At 42.8% G+C, this 14,884-nt stretch carries 11 protein-coding genes; 5 read left to right on the plus strand and 6 right to left on the minus strand.

Going from position 1 to position 14,884, the window contains the following annotated elements:
- Positions 1-118: 118 nt before the first annotated feature.
- Complete coding sequence (locus ACVBDU_RS09990) at positions 119-1,030, plus strand: DMT family transporter (RefSeq protein ID WP_447179604.1); 912 nt, start codon at positions 119-121, stop codon at positions 1,028-1,030.
- Between the two features lie 76 nt (positions 1,031-1,106).
- Here the strand turns inward: ACVBDU_RS09990 and ACVBDU_RS09995 are convergent, their stop codons facing one another.
- Together ACVBDU_RS09995 and ACVBDU_RS10000 are read right to left on the minus strand one after the other, a co-directional pair.
- Entirely contained in the window at positions 1,107-3,173 is a 2,067-nt protein-coding gene (locus ACVBDU_RS09995; protein ID WP_447179605.1) for an insulinase family protein, read from the minus strand.
- A gap of 63 nt (positions 3,174-3,236) precedes the next feature.
- Entirely contained in the window at positions 3,237-4,559 is a 1,323-nt protein-coding gene (locus ACVBDU_RS10000) for a M16 family metallopeptidase (RefSeq protein ID WP_447179606.1), read from the minus strand.
- Positions 4,560-4,783: 224 nt separating this feature from the next.
- On the opposite strand from ACVBDU_RS10000, the gene ACVBDU_RS10005 reads away from it, so the two are divergent.
- The 3 genes from ACVBDU_RS10005 (at position 4,784) to rpmA (ending at position 6,336) form a co-directional block, all read left to right on the plus strand.
- Positions 4,784-5,248, plus strand: a complete 465-nt coding sequence (locus ACVBDU_RS10005) for a DUF4199 domain-containing protein (protein ID WP_447177002.1) — start codon at positions 4,784-4,786, stop codon at positions 5,246-5,248.
- A gap of 105 nt (positions 5,249-5,353) precedes the next feature.
- Positions 5,354-5,998 (plus strand): 50S ribosomal protein L21, encoded by a 645-nt coding sequence (rplU, locus tag ACVBDU_RS10010; protein WP_447177001.1) that lies wholly within the window; start codon positions 5,354-5,356, stop codon positions 5,996-5,998.
- A 77-nt stretch (positions 5,999-6,075) separates the two neighbouring features.
- Positions 6,076-6,336: a 50S ribosomal protein L27 gene (rpmA, locus tag ACVBDU_RS10015; RefSeq protein WP_447177000.1), complete on the plus strand. Its 261-nt coding sequence runs from the start codon at positions 6,076-6,078 to the stop codon at positions 6,334-6,336.
- 65 nt (positions 6,337-6,401) lie between these two features.
- On the opposite strand, the gene ACVBDU_RS10020 is transcribed toward rpmA, so the two are convergent.
- The gene (locus tag ACVBDU_RS10020) at positions 6,402-7,862 is read right to left on the minus strand and encodes a hypothetical protein (protein ID WP_447179607.1); all 1,461 of its coding nucleotides are present in this window, start codon (positions 7,860-7,862) and stop codon (positions 6,402-6,404) included.
- A 269-nt stretch (positions 7,863-8,131) separates the two neighbouring features.
- Between ACVBDU_RS10020 and ACVBDU_RS10025 the strand changes: the two genes are divergently transcribed.
- Positions 8,132-10,582 (plus strand): TonB-dependent siderophore receptor, encoded by a 2,451-nt coding sequence (locus ACVBDU_RS10025; RefSeq protein WP_447179608.1) that lies wholly within the window; start codon positions 8,132-8,134, stop codon positions 10,580-10,582.
- Positions 10,583-10,680: 98 nt separating this feature from the next.
- Here ACVBDU_RS10025 and ACVBDU_RS10030 read toward each other — a convergent pair whose 3' ends face one another.
- From ACVBDU_RS10030 to ACVBDU_RS10040, 3 genes are read right to left on the minus strand one after another with little or no spacing between them, the layout of a single operon-like run.
- Entirely contained in the window at positions 10,681-12,108 is a 1,428-nt protein-coding gene (locus tag ACVBDU_RS10030) for a purine-cytosine permease family protein (protein WP_447179609.1), read from the minus strand.
- Between the two features lie 35 nt (positions 12,109-12,143).
- The gene (locus ACVBDU_RS10035) at positions 12,144-13,547 is read right to left on the minus strand and encodes an FGGY-family carbohydrate kinase (RefSeq protein ID WP_447179610.1); all 1,404 of its coding nucleotides are present in this window, start codon (positions 13,545-13,547) and stop codon (positions 12,144-12,146) included.
- A gap of 54 nt (positions 13,548-13,601) precedes the next feature.
- The gene (locus ACVBDU_RS10040) at positions 13,602-14,876 is read right to left on the minus strand and encodes a sugar isomerase (RefSeq protein WP_447179611.1); all 1,275 of its coding nucleotides are present in this window, start codon (positions 14,874-14,876) and stop codon (positions 13,602-13,604) included.
- Positions 14,877-14,884 lie beyond the last annotated feature (8 nt).

Here is a 14,884-nt window from a genome sequence, read left to right on the forward strand (position 1 = left end):
TTCTCTGAAAAGCCGTTAAAGAACAATATGTTAGCGGGGAGGTACAAAAAGCAAGAAAGCGGATAAAAATTAGCTAAAAACAATGCATCTTTGTCCATCGTACCTCAACTTCAACAGCATGAATCAAAACATAAACAACAAATGGCTACTCCTATCTGTACTGGCCATTGTATGGGGAAGTTCTTTTATCCTGATAAAAAGAGGGCTTTCCGGGCTTTCTCCGATTGAGCTGGGATCTTTCCGTATCTTATTTGCTGCACTGTTTCTATTCATAACGGGTTATAAAAGCCTTAAGCGTATTCAAAGGTCACAATGGAAGTATATTGTTATCACTTCTTTCCTGGGCACATTTATTCCGGCTTATTTCTTTGCAATTGCACAAACACAGATAGACAGTTCGGTAACTTCCATATTAAACTCCCTCGTGCCGTTAAATGCTCTTATTATAGGGATACTGTTCTTCAGGGCTCCTTTTCAGAAGAAACAGGTTTTCGGTGTTTTGTTCGGGCTTTCCGGAAGTATTCTGCTTATTCTCAACGGTGCGTCCATGAACCCGCAACAAAACTATTTTTTTGCCATATTTATCATTATTGCCACCGTATGTTATGCGCTTAATGTAAATATCCTTAAGAAGTATTTGCAGGAGCTTCCCCCGTTGAGTATTGTAACCGGAAATTTCCTTGTATTATCGGTTCCGGCACTCATTATCCTGTTATTTTCCGGAATACTCGAACATGTAAATACCCCGGAAACCCTGACTTCCATCGGTTTTATTTTTATTCTGGGTATAGTGGGGACAGGGATAGCCAATATTATTTTCTTCCGGCTGGTACAAATCTCCTCCCCGGTATTTTCTACTTCGGTTACTTATCTTATTCCGATAGTTGCCTCTATCTGGGGTTTTCTGGACAGTGAAAAAATGAATTATCAGCAATTGCTGGGTGCTGTCATTATATTACTGGGGGTTTACCTTTCCGGAAGGGCGGGTATGAAAACAAATAAAACTGTTTTCCGGAAGAAGTGCTCCTGATCTCCATATTATATGAGTTTCGCACTACTCTCCCCGGAAAACAGTTTTATTTAGATTCGTAAAAATCCTGTTCTATTTATTCAAAATCCGCGTCGCTCACTCCTTCGTTGAATTTCACTTCGGTAGTGGTAAGGTCCATCTGCATACCCATTCCCGTATCCAGGGTGGTTTTAAACGGAATTTTCACACCTTCCACATCGCGGTAATCTTCAAATTTGAAGGTTTGTGTTAACGGCTGTCCTTTAATTTCGGTAGTATTGACCTGGGAAATCTTTAACCCGGAATCTATATCAAAATACAAGGTTGTTTTTCCATTCTTAAGCACGTATGCATCTTTGCCATCCACTTCTTCTATTCCTTCGAGTGTTACTCCATCTTTGCCACGCAGCCTCAGCTCGGGAAAAGGGTATGCGTTTTCTTTTGCAGACGTTAACATCTCTCCCTCCATTTCCTGGCGCTGTCCCTGTTGTACCATGTATCCCGTTTCCCCGTTGAAAACCTGCTTGCTGAGGGTAGTTCCCATCATAAAGGTTTCCGAAACTACTTTGCCATCCGATGTGTTCTTCGCAACAATTTCAAGGTTCATTCCCTGCACTGTTCCCGTGATTTTGCTGAACATACTTTTTACCGATTGCAGTTTTTCTTCTCCACCTATGGCCTGTATATACGTATCCAAAACACTTTTTACAGTCACACCGGCGGCCAGGGTTTTCTCTTTCGGTTTTTCCGCCGGATTGGCATATTTATCAAAATAAAACACGGGGATCTTTTTCCCTTTAAACTTCAGGTTTTCCAGGTTTTTGGCGATGTCTCCGGCTTTCCCGGTTACTACTATCCTGACATTATTGCCTTTAAAGTATTTCTTTGCTGCGTCGAGGACCTGGTCTTCGGTAACGGCATTTATTTTTTCCAGATACGTCTGGTAAAAATCTTCCGGCAACTGCTGGGTTTCGGTCAGCAGTGCATATCGGGCCATGGTTTCGGGTTTTTCGAGGGCCATGACAAAGTTGCCCACATAATCGGCCTTGGCAACCACCAATTCCTGTGCAGATACTTTTTCGGTAGTTATACGGTCTATTTCACTCAGGAAAGCGACAACCGCGCTGTCGGTCACTTCATTCCTTACACTGGCAAAGGCACGAAACCTGGACGTGGTTTTAAGGTCCGCCCCTATTTTAGAATACGCGCCGTAAGTGTATCCTTTATCTTCTCTTAAATTGAGAAATAACCTGGCTTCCCCTCCGCCTCCAAGTATTTTATTGGCCAGCAAGGCAGGAAAATAATCCGGATCGGACATTTTAAGATTCATCAGGTTTTCCACTGCTATTTCGGACTGCACGGCATTGGACATATTCACCATGTTTATCTGGGTATACTGAGCATCGGAAGGTGCCGGGAAATCGACAATCGGCGGGGCGCTTTTTTTCCATGCTTTGAAATATTTCTCAACCTGTTTACGAATATCGCGGAACTTCACATCGCCGACTATAACGAGATAGGCATTTTTCGGAACAAAATAATTTCCGTAGAAATTTTTGACATCCTGTAAGGATACATTATTTACGGTCTCTTCTGTGACAAATTCTCCCTGGGGGCTGTCTTTTCCATAAGCCAGTGCCGATTCCACCCTCTGCGCTGTAGAGGAAACGCTTTTCTCATCGGCTTTCAGGCCTTCGAGCAGCAGGTCTTTTTCCTTCTGAAACTCTTCTTCCTTAAAATCGGGATACAGGGCGGCGTCTGCCATAAGCTCCAGTATTCTTTCCGCATATTTGGACAATCCCCTTGCATAGGCACTGCCCGCCCCAAAATTCATACTGGCTCCCATATAGTCCACTTCCTCATTAAACGTATCCTTGTCCATATGAACCGATCCTTTGCCGAGCATGTTTCCGGTAAGGGAGGAAACCCCTGCCTTTACACCTTCCGTAAAAGGAGGGTTATCAATGGTAAGAGTGTAGGAAACCCTTGGCAATTTGTGATTTTCAACTACAATAACCTTCAGTCCGTTTTTCAGTTCGAACGTATTGGGTGTACCGAGGTGAATTTCCGGCGCCGGTCCGGGCTGGGGCTGTTTGCTCCGGTCTATCTGGGCCTGTACGGCTATTGCACTTATAAATAATATGGTAAATACTAACTTTTTCATCAGACTTGTCTTTTAATAAAACGCTAAAATTTATTTTTTAGAATACTTCCTCTTATCATTGTATCAGTTTTCTCCTCCTTCTTTGGGAACATATTCCAAAAGCAGTCTCTGGTCGGGGTTCAGGTATTTTTTAGCAACGGCCTTTATTTCTTCACGGGTAATGGAACGGTAAATATCTATTTCCTCATTGATCAGTTTGGTATTACCATACAACATGTAATACCTGGCAAGGGAATTAGCTATACCTTCTATGCTGGAGTTTGCATTTACAAACTTGTTCTCGAACTGGTTTTGCAGTTTTTCATAATCCCTTTCGGAGATAAGTTCGTTTTGCAGTTTTGCCACTTCCTCGTCGATCTCCGCAACCAGGTCATCCAGTGAAGTCCCTCCGAGTGGCAGCGCATATATAATGTAAGCCCCGTAATCTTCGAGAGAATAGTTAAAAGCTCCTACCTGCATGGCTTTTTTCTTTTCGTCTACCAGTTTTTTATATAACCGGGACGATTTACCGTCACTCAGTATGGAAGAGATCATATCCAGCGCATAAGCTTCCCTGTCTTTCATAGAGGGTGTACGATATGCGGTAAGGATAGCGGGAATCTGAATATTCGGGTCTTCGAAACGTGCCTTTTTTGTTTCTGTTATGGGAGATTCCGTAAAGGATTTCCTGTTTATGTCTTTTCCTCTCGGAATAGCTCCGAAATAATCCTCAATCATTTTTTTGGTCTTGCCCGTATCTAAATCACCCGTAACAACAAGAACCGCGTTGTTAGGCACATAGAACTTGTCGTTAAAAGCGAGAAACTCGTTGAGAGTAGCGGCATCGAGGTGCTCCATAGAACCTATTACCGGCCAGTGGTAGGGGTGTTTTTCAAACAAATTGGTAAAAAGGGCCGTGGCAAACTGCCCGTAAGGCTGGTTGTCCATCCGCATACGTTTTTCTTCCTTTACCACTTCATTTTGTGTATCTACACCTATCTGGTTGATTACAGGGTGCAACATTCTTTCGGATTCCATCCACAATCCGAGTTCCAGGTTATTGGAAGGAAATACTTCGTAATAATAGGTCCTGTCCTGGGTGGTGTTCGCGTTGTTTTGTCCGCCGTTGGCCGTAACAATTGTAAACCATTGTCCGCGGTCAATATTCTCCGTCCCTTCAAAAAGCAAATGCTCAAAGAAATGGGCAAACCCCGTACGTTCCGGATTCTCGTCCTTCGAACCGACATGGTACATTACCGCCGTAGTCACCACCGGAGCCGTATTGTCCCGATGGAGAATAACGTGCAGGCCATTGTCCAGGTCATACTCTTCGAAAGGTACCTGCTGGGCTGTAGCCGTAAAAAGTGAAGTTACCAGTAAAGCAATGGGTAAAAATCTTTTTTTCATAGGTGTTGTGTTTGTGTTATTTTTCTTCTGTGATACTCAAAAAGCCAAAAAACCTTTCAGAATCACAATATACATCTGTATTACAATATTAGTATACTATAGGCATCAAATGTTACGGAAATCCTCTTTTTTCAGAAAACTACGGTTAAAAATAACAAAGATTTTGGCTTGATCATATATTTTTTTGTAACTTAATACCTCTAATCCAATAATTTAAAAAGATTATGGGAGCAAAACACATTCATCTCAGATATGGTATCGTAACGGCAATAGTTTTAATTGCCTACTTTCTTATCGTAAGACTGTTCAACCTTCACGAAAATATATGGCTTCGCTTGCTCAACGGGGTTATCGTAGCCTATGGTATATATGCTTCCATTCGCTTCAAACGCCTTGTGCTACGCGAGAAATTCGATTATTATGCCGGAGCGACTACAGGAATATTCACCGGCTTTATCGCCACACTCATTTTCGTCGGGTTTATGGGCATATACATGTTTCACCTGGACCCTACTTTCCCGGAAAAGATAATGAATACCTGGATCAAAAGCTATAACCAGCGTCCGGGCATACTGCTCTTTATCCTTGCTGTGGAGGGCTTCGCTTCGTCCGTAGTACTTACCCTTGCTTTTATGCAAAAATTCAAACCCAGTTGGAACCTCTCCCGAAAGGTGCCTGAAAAAGTATAAAAAATTGTCGTAACCCATTTGCCTTTTAAGTATTTAGGCGTATATTTGCACCCGCCTTTGCCATAGGCATGGGCTTTTTGGATAATTAAATTATATTTAAACGCTATGTACGCAATTGTAGAGATAGCAGGGCAGCAATTTAAAGTTGCGAAAGACCAGAAGGTATTTGTACACCGCCTGGCAGAAGATGAAGGAGCAAAAGTTTCTTTTGACAATGTTCTTCTGTTGGACAATTCAGGTGACATTACCATCGGCGCCCCGGCTATAGATGGTGCTTCCGTAGAAGCCAAAGTAGTAAAGCACCTTAAAGGTGACAAAGTAATCGTTTTCAAGAAAAAAAGACGTAAGGGTTACAAAGTGAAAAACGGTCACAGACAAGCCCTGACTGAAATCGTTGTTGAAAGCATCGTTGCTTCCGGAGCAAAAAAACAGGCTTCTAAAGCCAGTGCGGAAAAACCCGCTAAAAAAGCACCTGCAAAAAAAGCAGCCAAAAAAGGAGATGACCTGAAAAAAGTTGAAGGAATCGGTCCTAAAATAGCCGAGTTGTTCAACAGTGCAGGAATCCTTACTTATGCAGACCTCGCTGCCACTTCCGTAGATAAGTTGAAAGACATTCTTACCGAAGCCGGTCCGAACTATGCAAACAAAATTCCCGATACATGGCCGCAACAAGCTCAGCTTGCTGCCGATGGTAAATGGGACGAACTGAAAGAATTACAGGAAAAACTAGACGGCGGTATTGAAAAATAACCCCCCGAAGTAATAATTAAAGTATAACCCACCCTTGTTTACCACAGGGTAAAAACAAGGCAAAAAACCGAACAAAAATGGCTCACAAGAAAGGTGTAGGTAGTTCCAAGAACGGTAGGGAATCAGAATCTAAACGTCTTGGTGTAAAGATATACGGCGGGCAGGCTGCCATTGCCGGAAATATCATCATTCGTCAGCGCGGTACAGCCCACAATCCGGGTGAAAATGTGTACATGGGTAAAGATCATACCCTTCACGCGAAAATTGACGGTATCGTAAAATTCGAAAAGAAAAAGAACAATAAATCTTATGTTTCTATTGTGCCTTTTGAGGCATAAAAGAAACTTCTTTTCATAAAAGTTCCACCCCTTCATGTAAATACATGAAGGGGTTTTGCTTTTTATCAATCCTTAAATTTCTCAAGTGTATACCTCCCACTATTTTTCGAATATTCTCCCATTATAAAGTAATCCTTATACCGAAACAGGGTTCCTGCAGTAATCCTTTTGCTGTCTTTTTTGTAATCCTTTATTCTATCAAATGTATTTTCCTCCACTCTTCCTTCCAAATGATTAAAATTCTCGTCAAATAATCCCACAATATGGACAGACTTGGTATAACTATACCAATAAAATGCCGTATAGACCGGATTAACAAAAATACCTGTGTTACCCCCTCCGGCCATCGGAACAGACATTCCCGGCACAGGCATCATCATTCGATTCCCTACACTAACAGACTGCTTCCCGCCTAAAGTTATTTGATATTTCCCATTTCGTTTATATACTGCAATTCCCACTTCGGAAGAAGACATCTTTCGTAGAAATTGTTTCGTCCTGTCTAATTCCCTGTAATCTTCCAAATAGCCACCTTCCTGAATTATCGGGGTATTTTTAAAAGAAATCGTGTCTTCTTTGGTCACCCTGAATTCTTTGATCTTCATACGTGACTTATAATCGAAAATACTAAAAACCATTTCATCTTTCTTTACAGACAGGTTAAATAATTTATTCTCATATATAAAAGAGTTTGTGCTTAGTTTTGTCAAGTAGCCCGTATCCGTAAAAGGTTTGGGTATCCCCTCCATGTTAAATTCGAGAGTGAGAAGGTTAATAGATATCAACTCCGTATAATTATTCCCCCCATCAAGGGTAAAAATAACCGTATCTCCCTTTTGATAGACTTTTTGAGAAGAAGAAACAGATTCTATTGCATAAGGAGTATTCTCATCTATTTTATCCAGAGTTATATTATTGGCTAAACCATCCATCCTAACCAATCGGTGATAAAGATCAAGATCTTCCTCCTTGTCACCAAACCACACCTTTTGTCCCAAATCTAAACTTTTCCTGGTATACTCAAAACCGTCAAAATAATAGAAGTTCAGTTCTGAGGTAAACTTGGTAACTGTAAGCATAACCATCTGCTCTCCTACCGTAAATGCCTCCACAAAAATCTCGTTTTGCAATACCAGGTCCGGCTCTGCAACATCATATTTCTTATTTGTAAAAGAAAACCTGAGAATATTAAATTTTCTTTTCGCGTTGTTGGCAAGATATAAGTAGTAGTCCTTACCTCCTTGTACACTATTCCCTATAATTCTTTTGTATTTGGAAGGTAAATTTCCACCCATCATAAATTCCTCCCGGACAAATGAACTGTCTAAAAGAAACCCATAAATATTGCGTTTATCCTTAAGGAACAGCGCTATATTTCCCTCATCTTCATCGACTATCTGAAAAGCTTCCTCCAGGCGGACCTTGAAAGGAATTTTTGATAAGTCCCTATTCCAAACTATCTCCTGTCCGAATCCCCAACAGCAACAAAATATCAAAGCTAAAAAAGTAGTAGTTTTTTGTCTCATATATTTCCTGTTTTGATTTATGCTATAAAAATATCTGTTTTCAACAATGTAATCGGGTTTTGTACGGTTTTTTTAAACATACTCCGTGTGTCCATAATGAAACTCCATATATCCTTTCAACCAGAGAAAGAAAATGTACACAAAAATATTTTACGCATTGATATACAACATATTAAAGAAGTAGAAATAAAACATAAAAAACTTTGTTCTTAAAAGTCCGTTAAATACTTTTGCACTGTTTAAAATAAATCTAAATAAAAACAAGTCCTATGAGAAGGTTGCTATTTTTTATTGCTATTCTGAGTTTTTCCGCCACAACGCTGGCACAAACCGGAACCATAAAAGGTACCATTGTTTCCCTAAATAACTCCCCTATAGAATACGTAACCATTACTGTAGGCAAAAACGGTACTGCAAAAGGTACGCTTACCGACCATAAAGGAAATTATGAGATTTCCGGTGTGCAAGCTGGAGCATATATCCTTAAAGCTTCCTCGGTTGGTTTCAAAACCAGCGAAACCAGGATCGTAGTCCGAAGTAATGAAATAACCACAATTCCGGAAATCGTCCTTAAGGAACAACAGGAAGAACTGGAAGAAGTGATCGTGGAAGGTAATAAAACCAACAAATATGCCCAGAAGGAGAGTGCATATGTTTCCAAAATGCCTTTAAAGGATATAGAGAATCCGCAGGTCTCCAACAGCATCGGAAGCCAACTCCTGGAAGACCAGGTTGTCACTAACTTTAACGATGCCTTACGAAACGCTCCGGGAGTAACCATGCTATGGGAACCCACCGGAAGGGGGACCGATGGGGCCGGGTACTTTGCCGTACGCGGATTTGCCGTACAGCCCACCATGCTCAACGGACTTCCCGCCCTTACCAACGGTAGCCCGGATCTTGCAAATACCGAACGCATAGAAGTTATAAAAGGCCCTTCTGCAACACTTTACGGCAGCAGCCTTATATCTTACGGCGGGCTGATTAATATTGTTACCAAAAAACCGTTCAACGCTTTCAGAGGTAATATTTCTTATACTGCGGGCAGCTATGGCCAAAACCGTGTTACCGTAGATGTGAATACTCCGCTGAGTACCGAAAAAAACATTTATCTGAGGGTAAACAGTGCATACCACACGCAGAACAGCTTTCAGGATGCCGGATTCCGCAGGTCTTTTTACGTCGCTCCTTCCCTCTCTTATGAAGTAAATGACAAACTATCTTTCTTTGTTAATACAGAAATATATAACGGAAGAACGACCAACCAGACCATGCTGTTCCTGGATCGGACAAACCCGTTACGGGTTCATAATATGGACGAACTGCGCTACGATCATAAAAGGTCCTATACCAGCAACGACCTGTATATGGACAACCCGACCTTCAGCCTCCAGGCACAGATGAATTATAAAATAAACGATCAGTGGACATCGCAAACCGCCTTGTCTTCATCATCAGCCAAATCGGACGGGTACTATTCCTACCTCTATGAAGGGACAACAACGGCAGAAGCTGATGCTTCCGTGACTTTAGATAATGGAATTGTACTCGCCAGGTATCTAAGCAAACAAAACTCGGAAACGACAGGAACGGATATACAGCAAAACTTTATCGGCGACTTCAAAATTGGGTCTATGCGAAACAGGCTGGTCGTAGGGCTGGATTACCTGAAAACCAACACTACCAATAACAGCAGCCCTTATGTAGTGAACGGGCTTGTATACATAGGCTCAGACCTGGAAACATTCAACCAGGGAATATTACAGATTTCTGATCCCGCACAGTACACCGATGACAGCGGAGTGCTTACCCAGGCCGGTACTGATGCCTTGCTTTCCGGCTCCAAAATAAACCCTTCGAGAGCAGTACAGGAAATATTCAGTGCATATGCTTCTGATGTGATTAACTTTTCCCCCCAACTATCTGCCATGGCCAGTCTGCGTGTAGACCGTTTCTGGAACAATACGTATAACCAAACCGCATTCTCTCCTAAATTCGGATTGGTTTATCAGCCCATTCTGGACCAGGTTTCCTTATTTGCCAACTATATGGATGGTTTCACCAATGTGGCCCCTCAACCAGAAGTTAGGGACGGATTGCAAACCGTACGATCCTTTAACCCGGAACATGCCACTCAACTGGAATTCGGGACCAAGTTAAACCTGTTTAATGACAAGCTGCAGGCTACCCTGAGCTATTATGACATAAAAGTCTCCGACAAGACTCTTCGAATTGACGAAGATGCCCAAAATTATCACTATACCCAGGACGGAGAACAACGAAACAAAGGTTTTGAGGCTTCTGTAAATGCCAATCCCGTACACGGGTTAACCCTTATCGCAGGGTATAGCTACATAGACAGTGAACTGGAAGAAGGAGATGAGGATTTCAAAGGGAAAAGACCTGAATCCGCCGGTCCTGTAAACACGGCTAACCTATGGGCGGATTATCAGTTTACTTCTGGTAAACTAAAAGGTTTCGGCTTAGGCTTCGGCGGTAATTATGCCGGTGAGAACAAGATCATGAACAGGAACGTTGCAGGAACTTTTACTCTTCCGGAATATACCGTTCTCAATGCTTCTGTATTTTACGGCGGCAGAGATTTCCGTGTGACCCTGAAACTCAACAACATTACGGATGAAGAATACTATACGGGATGGTCTACGATAAACCCGCAGTGGACAAGGAACATATCGGCTAATTTCTCCTATACGTTCTAAAACCAATAATTTTATCCGAAAAAGACAAACCCTGTCGATGTTTTTCCACAAAAGGAAGACCGACAGGGTTTTACACACCAACTAACTAATTCAATCTGTTAACTCACTACTATTTTCTTCTGAAAATACCTGCTGAATACTAAAAACAACACCCCGCAACAGATCCATGTGGGAAGGGTTACAAAAGACAGGAATATATCAAATTGCAGAGAAATAAAGTAAAATACCGCAAAACTGATGATCCATGCTAGGAACACCGCAGTATTGAAACGGCTCCCGGTCTTTTCTGCATAAAACTTCCGCACACCGCAACGATCGGCAAAAAAATGTTCGAAAACAATAATTGCCCCGAAAGGTGCCAGGATAAATCCGTACAACGCTACAAAATCCAGTAGCTTCATGGCTATCGCAGGGAAAAGTCCTGCCAGAGTAGCTATTCCCCCTGCCAGCAGGGTAACCTTAAATGTAGATGCTTTGGGCATTACAGCCTGAAATGCCAGCCCTGCCCTGTAAATAGTAGGATTGGCTGTAGTCCATCCGGCAAGGATTACCGCTATGATACCAAATATCCCGATAGTATTATATGCAAGTGGTCCCGGAGCTACAGAAGGTGCCTGCCCTTCAGCCAGAATAGATTGTACCTCGGGAGAGCGCAGGTATACCGCATAGATCAATGCCGCTGCAATCCATGCCATGTAATGCCCTACATACATTCCTGCCGCACTGGTCCATCCTACCGAAGCTTTTTTGGCATATCGGAATACGCTTAGGTCTGACATTCCTATATGCATGGCCGCGTTGGCAAACCAGGACCATAACATTACATGCCAGAAGGTATATTTTACCTGCCCGGGAAAAGGCTCGGAACCTTCACCCCATACATTCCAGAAATCCGAAAAACTCGAAACACCAAGCTGATTTAACGCTACGATTCCGCACAAAAGAAATGCCAGCACGATAATCGGCGACATCCAGTTTGCCGCTTTGGATACCATGTCATAGCCCCGTGCTGCAATGACGGAGATCACCAGGCCTATGGCTATAACTATAACAATCCAGGTTATACCGTTTGGCATCGTATCCGTTAGCCGGGGCATTTCCATATTAAATGGAATCCCTACTGCAGTCGCAGATATGGTAATCATAGATCCGGCGAGGAAGCAGAACAATATACCATTGGCAAGGTTATACCCGGTAACCAGGCGTTTTCCACAAATTTTTTCCAGTTGATAGTATAGCGTCCATCGGTATTTAACTGCAATTTCCGCCGTGAGGAACCGCCAGCTCAGCACAGCCAGGAAATTTCCCAACAACAATCCGATAATCAGATCAAAGGCACTTACCCCCGTGGTGAGGAACAAGGGGCCTATAACAAATTCGGTCCCTGCTGCGTGTTCGCCGGCATACATACCAAGAAAACTCTTCCAGCCTTTCCACCGCGATTCCGGGACCGCTTCCCTTTCGTATTCTCCCCCGGTGGAAGAGGTCAGTTCGAGTATTTGTTCTTCTGTATGCGTTTGTTCCATATTATATAAAATTAAGGGTTGGTTGGAGCACCGTTTTAAACTACATCTCTTTTGGAAGAAAGAAGCAGGGGCGCTAGTTTTTCCATTTTATAGGTTTTCTTCAAAAATTTGGGTCCGGGCTTTTCTTCGGAGATCACCATAGCCGCACCCAAGGCAGACCCAAGTGAATTCCGTGTTGTCCTCACCTTGAATTCCCGGAAATGGTGGGACATTAACTTCACGAAGACATCGTTATCCGTAAAGCCACCATCTATAAATATTTTATTTATTTCAGTGTTGCCTATGGCCCTCCGAGAAGTTTCCACCTGCAATTCCATAAGTTCAATCATCAGCTTATGAAAAGCTTCTTCGAAAGTGGAAAAGGGGGCCAGGTCGGTTTCATTCAGTTTTTTCCTTCGGAGTCTTATCCCTTCAAACTTAAAATTCATGGACGGGTTGGAAATAAGTTTAAGATATAATCTCTTGTTGAACTTCACTTTCCGGTGGTATCCGTAAGCTTTGCCGTAATATTCTCCCAGTTTTTTTACCTGTATACGATATTCGTTTCCCATAAAAAAGCGGGTGGCTTTGATTCTTTTTCCGTTGGTGCGCATGTAGTTCAGACAATTGTTCTCCACATCTTCCATGGAGAGTCCTTCTTCATTAAACGGGTTCAGGGAAATACTCCAGGTTCCGGTGGACACCAGCAAAAACGGTTTCTTTTCACTCAGAATATAGGGTAAAAGCGCAGCCGAACTGTCGTGTATCCCCACCCCGATCTTGATTTTCTTCCGCTTATAAGTCATGCTCAAACTGGTCCCAGAAGGTACAATCGGAGGAAGTTTTTTATCTATTTCTTCTTTGTATACCCAACTGTGATAATCGTTGGCTTCATAATTCCACAGCCCGGTATGGCAGCCTATACTGGTATAATCACTAAGCGGAATACCGGTGAACAAATAAGACAGGTATTGCGGAAAATGAAGAGCGTATTTAATCTTTTCGAATATTTCCGGCTTGGTCTTCTTTATCCAATACAATTGCATTCCGGAATTCAGCATTCCCGCCTGTGGAGAAGCGGTTTCAGTCGCAAAAGACAGTTCGTCGCCATAGGTCTCATAAAATTCCTTTGTAATTTCTTCCGGTACAGGTTTGGTGTAATTGTACAGTGGTGTGAGTACATTTCCCTTTTCATCCACATGTACAAAGCTGGCCCCGTAACTGGAAAAATTGATGGCTGTTACTTTGTATTCTTCCGCATGAAGGATACGATCGAGAAGTCCTTTCAGCCATTGTTGCAACTGTTCCAGGTTTTCCGCGGCATAGCCGTCTTCATCTTCTGTTTCATCCAGCATGGTATATTCCCTGTACACTTCTTTGAAATTAGTGTCGAACAGGAAAAACTTCTTATTGGTCTTTCCGATATCAAAAACAGCGGTTACCTCGGTTTTGGCGGTCATCGGTTAAAGTTGTTTAATTTGGTTGGCGGCGGGAGATTTTCCCGTTATTTGTTTTTACAGCCCTGTTGCTCTTACTCTCATTCCTCTTTCTTCAATCAGTCGTTTTCTCACTTTCAGTTCGCGGTAGGCCTGTATGGGACACATAGCACCTCCCGAGCGAAGCCGGGCTTCCCGGAGTAAAGGCCTTACATCCGTACGGTAGGCATCCTGTAAAATTTCCTGGCATTGCACCACATCACTGTCCTGTTGTGCATTCGTAATAGCTTTTCGGTCTACCAACAGAGCCTGGGCATAGGCAATTAATATGGCTTCAAGTGATTGTATGAGGTCTTCCAGCGGATCCTTTATGTTGTGACTGGCATCGATCATCCAGGCCAGGGAAGGATTCTGCGGATTATTCTCCATACCATAAACCAGTTCGTTAAAAATAAGGAAAAGGTTATATGGCTTTACGGAACCTACAGTAAGATCGTCATCTCCGTATTTGCTGTCATTAAAATGGAATCCTCCGAGTTTGCCCTGCATCATCAATGTAGCAACAATCTGTTCTATATTGGTGTTGGGAAGGTGATGCCCCAGATCTACAAGAGTAAACGCCTTTTCTCCACAAGCGTTTGCCAGCATGAACGACGTACCCCAGTCCTGGATTACAGTACTGTAGAAATTAGGCTCGTAAGGCTTGTATTCGATTAATAATTTCCAGTCTTCCGGTAACTCCCTGTAAATAGTCTTTAAACTGTCTTCAGTATGTCTAAGTGTAGTCTGAAAATTGTATTGCCCCGGAAAATTAGCTCCGTCTGCCAACCATACGGTCAGGCTTTTGGACCCGAGCTGTTCCCCGATGCGTATCACTTCAATATTATGCTCAACGGCCTGTTCCCTGGCTGCCTGGTGCACACTGCTCAGAGAACCGTGCCTGTAACTTTGGGCCGCGCCTTCCTGGTCCTGGAAGGTGTTAGAATTCATGGCATCAAAAGTAATTCCCAGGGAATCCGCCAGTTCTTTTACGGCCGGTACGTCCTTCGGAATATCCCAGGGAATATGCAAAGACACCGCACCTGCGGTTTTGGTAAGCTGATGTATTATACCGATATCTTCTATCTTTTGTTCCAGGGAACCGGGTTCTCCACCATAGGAGAAACGCCCGAATCGCGTTCCACCGGCCCCCAACGCCCAACTCGGTAGTGCTACCTGGAAGTCCGAAAGCTTATTTACTACTGTCTCTATAAGAGATTCGGAATAGGCTGCTTTCAATCCTTCCAGGTTACGTTTATGTGTGTCCGTACCGGTTTTGTTCAAATCGGTTATTTCCTGCTGGTCAATTCTCATACTCTATT

The organism is Sinomicrobium endophyticum, from assembly GCF_052983315.1.

Bases quoted from the DNA above. Each gene is read 5' to 3' on its own strand.
- ACVBDU_RS10040 (WP_447179611.1), bottom strand. From the start codon at position 14,876: ATGAGAATTGACCAGCAGGAAATAACCGATTTGAACAAAACCGGTACG.
- ACVBDU_RS10005 (WP_447177002.1), top strand. From the start codon at position 4,784: ATGGGAGCAAAACACATTCATCTCAGATATGGTATCGTAACGGCAATA.
- ACVBDU_RS10030 (WP_447179609.1), bottom strand. From the start codon at position 12,108: ATGGAACAAACGCATACAGAAGAACAAATACTCGAACTGACCTCTTCC.
- ACVBDU_RS10000 (WP_447179606.1), bottom strand. From the start codon at position 4,559: ATGAAAAAAAGATTTTTACCCATTGCTTTACTGGTAACTTCACTTTTT.
- ACVBDU_RS10020 (WP_447179607.1), bottom strand. From the start codon at position 7,862: ATGAGACAAAAAACTACTACTTTTTTAGCTTTGATATTTTGTTGCTGT.
- rpmA (WP_447177000.1), top strand. From the start codon at position 6,076: ATGGCTCACAAGAAAGGTGTAGGTAGTTCCAAGAACGGTAGGGAATCA.
- ACVBDU_RS09990 (WP_447179604.1), top strand. From the start codon at position 119: ATGAATCAAAACATAAACAACAAATGGCTACTCCTATCTGTACTGGCC.
- ACVBDU_RS10035 (WP_447179610.1), bottom strand. From the start codon at position 13,547: ATGACCGCCAAAACCGAGGTAACCGCTGTTTTTGATATCGGAAAGACC.
- ACVBDU_RS10025 (WP_447179608.1), top strand. From the start codon at position 8,132: ATGAGAAGGTTGCTATTTTTTATTGCTATTCTGAGTTTTTCCGCCACA.
- rplU (WP_447177001.1), top strand. From the start codon at position 5,354: ATGTACGCAATTGTAGAGATAGCAGGGCAGCAATTTAAAGTTGCGAAA.
- ACVBDU_RS09995 (WP_447179605.1), bottom strand. From the start codon at position 3,173: ATGAAAAAGTTAGTATTTACCATATTATTTATAAGTGCAATAGCCGTA.